This window comes from Streptomyces sp. NRRL B-24085, from assembly GCF_001282115.1.
Classification (GTDB): domain Bacteria; phylum Actinomycetota; class Actinomycetes; order Streptomycetales; family Streptomycetaceae; genus Streptomyces.
This window is the reverse complement of sequence record NZ_LJBR01000604.1, coordinates 1-4,934: the sequence shown is the minus strand read 5'-3', so window position 1 is coordinate 4,934 and position 4,934 is coordinate 1. Positions and strand designations below refer to the sequence as shown.

The following is a 4,934-nucleotide window of genomic DNA, read 5'->3' as shown; positions in this document are numbered from 1 at the left end:
CCACCCAGGGGCGCGGGGAACTGCGCGACCAGCCCCCACCGGCCCCCAGCCGCCCGACCACCTGACCCGGCACCCCCGTAGGCGTCCGGCTCAGCCCAGCGCAGCTGACCGCGCGACCAGCCACCATCAGCCCGCACCCGCCACACAACCGAACCCGGCCCCCCCAAGGCGCCCCGGCCAAGCCAGCGCAGACGTCATGGCATTCGTGGCGTTCTGGGGGAACCCGGGCGGGGACCGGGTCCCTCTTTCCTCACTGAGTGGAGCGGACGACGTATCACACGAAAATGGAGCATCACGTGGCAACGCCGGACATAGCAGCACGGCGCGCACTGGGAGCCTCTGCCGTCCTGATGGTCGGCGCCCTCACCCTCACCGCGTGCGGAGGTGGTTCCGACGCCAACAGCGAGGGCAAAGGCGGCAAGGACCCCGCGAAGACCTCCGCGGCGCGGATCGTCATCTCCGCCAGGAACGGCTCGACGGGCGCGTCGATCAACAGGACCGGTGTGAAGGTCAGCGACGGCACGCTGACCGGCGTGAAGATGACGGTGGCGGGCACGGGGCAGGAGGTGCCGGGGGCGCTGGCCGCGGGCGGCAAGAGCTGGAAGCCCGAGGAGCAGCTTGAGCGCGGGACGAAGTACGAGATAGCCGCGACGGCGAAGGACTCGGACGGCAAGGCGGTGACCGCGAAGTCCGTCTTCACGACCGTCTCCGAGGCGAACAGCTTCATCGGGACGTACACGCCGGACGACGGGACGACGGTCGGTGTGGGGATGCCGGTGTCGTTCAGCTTCGACAAGGCGATCAGCGACAAGAAGGCCGTGCAGTCGCACATCACCGTCAGCTCCAGCAGCGGGCAGCAGGTGGTGGGGCACTGGTTCGGGGCGCAGCGGCTCGACTTCCGGCCCGAGGAGTACTGGAAGGCCGGCTCCAAGGTCACGATGAAGATCGACCTGGACGGGGTCGAGGGGGCGAACGGCGTCACCGGTGTACAGGAGAAGACCGTCCGCTTCACCATCGGGCGCTCGCAGGTGTCCACCGTGGACGCCGACACCCAGACCATGAAGGTCGTGCGGGACGGGACGACCGTGAAGACCGTGCCGATCTCCACGGGGAGCCCGGAGTTCACCACCTACAACGGGCAGATGGTGATCTCCGAGAAGTACAAGAAGATCCGTATGGACAGCCGGACGGTCGCGCTGGCCAACGCCTACGACATCCCCGACGTCCCGGACGCCATGCGGCTGACGCAGTCGGGGACCTTCATCCACGGCAACTACTGGTACGACAAGGGCAATCCGCCCTTCGGGCGCACCGGCACCAGTCACGGATGTGTCGGACTGCGGGACGTCAAGGGCGGCCGGGCGGACACCCCGGCGAAGTGGTTCTACGACAACTCGCTGATCGGGGACGTGGTGGTCGTGAAGAACTCCCCCGACAAGACGGTGGCACCCGACAACGGGCTCAACGGCTGGAACATGTCGTGGGACGAGTGGGTCGCGGGGAGCGCCGTAGGCTCGTCCTGAGCGAGGCGAGAGGTGGCACAAAGGCCCTTTGACCGGGGATCTTTGACGGTTCGTCGGGTCGCGTGGGAATTTCCCGCGCGGCCCGCCCGTTTTCCGGACGTACGTTTTCTCGGTTCCCGGACATGATGTCCGACCGAGGGGCTACGGTATGCACCCACAAGGTGACATGCAGCAACGCCGGGAGAAACCTTGAGCGTTCCGTACGAGACGGCAGCGTACGAACCACCCGAGTCGCCCGAGTCTCCGGAGGAGCACCTCGCGCGGCTCCTCGGTCGTGCCCTGAACTCCTTCGAGCTGCCCGACGACGTGATCAGGAGACTGGACTGCGCGCTGGCGTACGACAGTTCGCTGCACTCCGCGCACCACAGCGCGGGGCTGCACCGGGAGACGTACCGGCACACCTGGCTGCTCGCCGACGGCTCGGCGCTCACTCTGTGGGAGCTCGTCCACAACACCGCGCGGGACAGCGTCCCGCAGCACGAGGTGTACGTCGACGAGGAGGAGCTGCGTGCGGCGACCGCGCGGCTGCCGCTGCCGCCGGACACCCCGGACTTCGAGCTGCCGGTGACGGTGCAGCTCGCGCCCGCGCAGCCGCCGCGGCACGCCTACGTCCCGGACGACTCGGCGGACCACGCGCGCCGGCTGCTGCGCCGCGCGGAGAACGCGGACCGGCCGGGCCCGGAGACGGCCGCGCTGCTGGCGGAGGCGTTCGCCCACCAGATCACCCAGGCGTTCGGGCGGCCCTGCCGGGCGGGTCGGGCCGGACTGGGCTTCTCGCTGTACGAGCACGCGTTCCTGCTGCGCGACGGCACGGAGATCTCCCTGTGGGAGGTCGAGCACACGGCGACGCCCGACGGGCGGCACATGTGCGAGGTGTACGTCACCGAGGACGCGGCCCGGGACGCCATGGAGCGGCGGGCGGCGCAACTGTCCTGAACCGGCCGACGGTTCGGGTCAGCGGCCACCGCTCAGCTGGCGTACCAGACCCGCGAACGCGTCCTTCTCCGCCGGTGTCAGTTCGACGCACTCGTGGCCGGGGGCGGCCGCGCGCGGGCGCGGGAGGGCCGGCAGACCGTTGGCGACGCGCCACACGACGGCCTCGTGGCGGCCGTGGCGCAGCATGTAGGCCAACCCCGCCGTCCAGGCGACGACCACCAGGACGAGCAGGGTCACACCAAGCAACTGGTAGACGGAGACGTGCTCAGGCATGCCGTCCAGTAGACACCACGGTCCGGGACTTTGGCCCCGGACCGTGACGTATCTCGCAGGTGCCGTGAACACCTCACAGCAGCCCCAAAGGGGCGGTTTCTAGGCGGCGACCGGCTGCCTGGCCTCCGCCTCGGCGGCGGGCGCCGCGGGGGCCGTCGCCCCCGGTGCCGGCTTGCGCATGCTCTTCAGGACGACCACCAGCGCGGTCGTGACGCACACGCCCGCCGCGATGGCGATCAGGTAGAGGAACGGGCTGCCGATCAGCGGGACCACGAAGATGCCGCCGTGCGGGGCGCGCAGGGTGGCGCCGAAGGCCATCGACAGGGCGCCGGTGACCGCGCCGCCCGCCATCGAGGCCGGGATGACCCGCAGCGGGTCGGCGGCCGCGAACGGGATCGCGCCCTCGGAGATGAAGGACGCGCCCAGAACCCAGGCGGCCTTGCCGTTCTCGCGCTCGGTCTCGGTGAAGAGCTTCTTGCGGACGGTGGTCGCGAGGGCCATGCCCAGCGGCGGGACCATGCCCGCGGCCATCACGGCGGCCATGACCTTCATCGCGGAGTCGCTCGGGTCCTGCACGGCGATGCCGGCGGTGGCGAAGGCGTACGCGACCTTGTTGACGGGGCCTCCGAGGTCGAAGCACATCATCAGGCCGAGGAGGACGCCGAGCAGGATCGCGTTGGTGCCGGAGAGGCCGCCCAGCCAGTCCGTCATGCCCTTCTGGGCCTCGGCGATGGGCTTGCCGATCACGACGAACATCAGGAAGCCGACGATCAGCGAGGAGATCAGCGGGATCACGACCACCGGCATGATGCCGCGCAGCACCGGCGGGATCTTGATCCGCTGGATCGAGAGGACCACACCACCGGCCAGCAGACCGGCGACCAGGCCGCCGAGGAAGCCCGCGGCGATGTTGGAGGCGATCATGCCGCCGACGAAGCCGGGGACGAGACCGGGGCGGTCCGCCATGCCGTAGGCGATGTAGCCGGCGAGGACCGGGATGAGGAAGCCGAAGGCGACCTGGCCGATCTGGAAGAGCAGGGCGCCCCAGCTGTCGATCTCGGTCCAGGAGAAGTGCTTCATGACCGAGGGCGCGCTCGCGATCTGCCAGCCGCCGATCGCGAAGCCGAGGGCGAGCAGCAGGCCGCCCGCGGCGACGAAGGGGACCATGTAACTCACGCCGGTCATCAGCCACTTGCGGAGCCTGGTGCCGTAGCCGTCGCCGGGCTCACCGGCCCGCTCGACCGGCGTGCCGCCCCCGGCCGCGCCCGCCGTCACCTCACCGCGCGCGGCCTTGCCGCGTACCTCGGTGATGAGTTCCGCGGGGCGGTTGATGCCCGCCTTCACGCCGACGTCGACGGTGGGCTTGCCGGCGAAGCGGTCCTTGTCGCGCACGGGGACGTCGTGGGCGAAGATCACGCCGTCCGCGGCCGCGATGACGGCCGGGTCGAGCCGTTCGAAGCCGGCCGAGCCCTGCGTCTCGACGACGAGTTCGACGCCCGCCTCGCGGCCGGCGTTCTCCAGCGACTCGGCCGCCATGTAGGTGTGGGCGATGCCGGTCGGGCAGGAGGTGACGGCGACGATCCGGAAGGGGGCCTCGGGAACGTCGGGCGCGGGACGGGCCGTTGCGGCATCGGCGGAGGCCGCCGCCGATGCCGCAACGGAGCTTTCGGTGGCGTCCTCGGCGGGCGCCTCGTCCCCGCGGATCAGCGCCGCCGCGCTTTGAGCGCTGCCCGCGGACCGCAGCGCGTCGGTGAACTCGGTGTTCATGAGCTGCCGGGCGAGGGAGGACAGGATGGTGAGGTGGGCGTCGTCCGCGCCGGCCGGGGCGGCGATCAGGAAGATCAGGTCGGCGGGTCCGTCCGCCGCGCCGAAGTCGATCCCGGCGGTGCTGCGCCCGAAGGCGAGCGTCGGCTCGGTGACGTGTGCGCTGCGGCAGTGCGGGATGCCGATGCCGCCGTCGAGGCCCGTCGGCATCTGGGCCTCCCGGGCGGCCACGTCGGCGAGGAAGCCCTCCAGGTCGGTCACCCGGCCCAGGGCGACCATGCGCTCGGCGAGGGCACGGGCCGCCGCTTCCTTGGTGTCGGCGGACAGGTCGAGATCGACCAGGTCCGCGGTGATCATGTCGCTCATCGCGGGCTCCTTCGCACGCGTATCGCCCGGGGAGTGGGGTGGGCGCAGGTGGGGACGAGGGTGGGGCCGGGG

At 70.9% G+C, this 4,934-nt stretch carries 4 protein-coding genes; 2 read left to right on the top strand and 2 right to left on the bottom strand.

The window, feature by feature from the left end:
• Window positions 1-296 precede the first annotated feature (296 nt).
• On the top strand, window positions 297-1,523 hold the full coding sequence (locus AOJ26_RS40170) for a L,D-transpeptidase (protein ID WP_086724896.1): 1,227 nt from the start codon (window positions 297-299) through the stop codon (window positions 1,521-1,523).
• A gap of 189 nt (window positions 1,524-1,712) precedes the next feature.
• On the top strand, window positions 1,713-2,459 hold the full coding sequence (locus AOJ26_RS40165; protein ID WP_053853272.1) for a DUF6227 family protein: 747 nt from the start codon (window positions 1,713-1,715) through the stop codon (window positions 2,457-2,459).
• A gap of 18 nt (window positions 2,460-2,477) precedes the next feature.
• On the opposite strand, the gene AOJ26_RS40160 is transcribed toward AOJ26_RS40165, so the two are convergent.
• Both AOJ26_RS40160 and AOJ26_RS40155 read right to left on the bottom strand, forming a co-directional pair.
• The gene (locus AOJ26_RS40160; RefSeq protein ID WP_053853271.1) at window positions 2,478-2,732 is read right to left on the bottom strand and encodes a hypothetical protein; all 255 of its coding nucleotides are present in this window, start codon (window positions 2,730-2,732) and stop codon (window positions 2,478-2,480) included.
• 99 nt (window positions 2,733-2,831) lie between these two features.
• Window positions 2,832-4,862, bottom strand: coding sequence for a PTS fructose transporter subunit IIABC (locus AOJ26_RS40155; protein WP_053853270.1), 2,031 nt, complete (start codon window positions 4,860-4,862; stop codon window positions 2,832-2,834).
• Between the last annotated feature and the right edge of the window lie 72 nt (window positions 4,863-4,934).

Coding starts and splice junctions, on each gene's coding strand:
- AOJ26_RS40160 (WP_053853271.1), bottom strand. CDS start 2,732: ATGCCTGAGCACGTCTCCGTCTACCAGTTGCTTGGTGTGACCCTGCTC.
- AOJ26_RS40155 (WP_053853270.1), bottom strand. CDS start 4,862: ATGAGCGACATGATCACCGCGGACCTGGTCGATCTCGACCTGTCCGCC.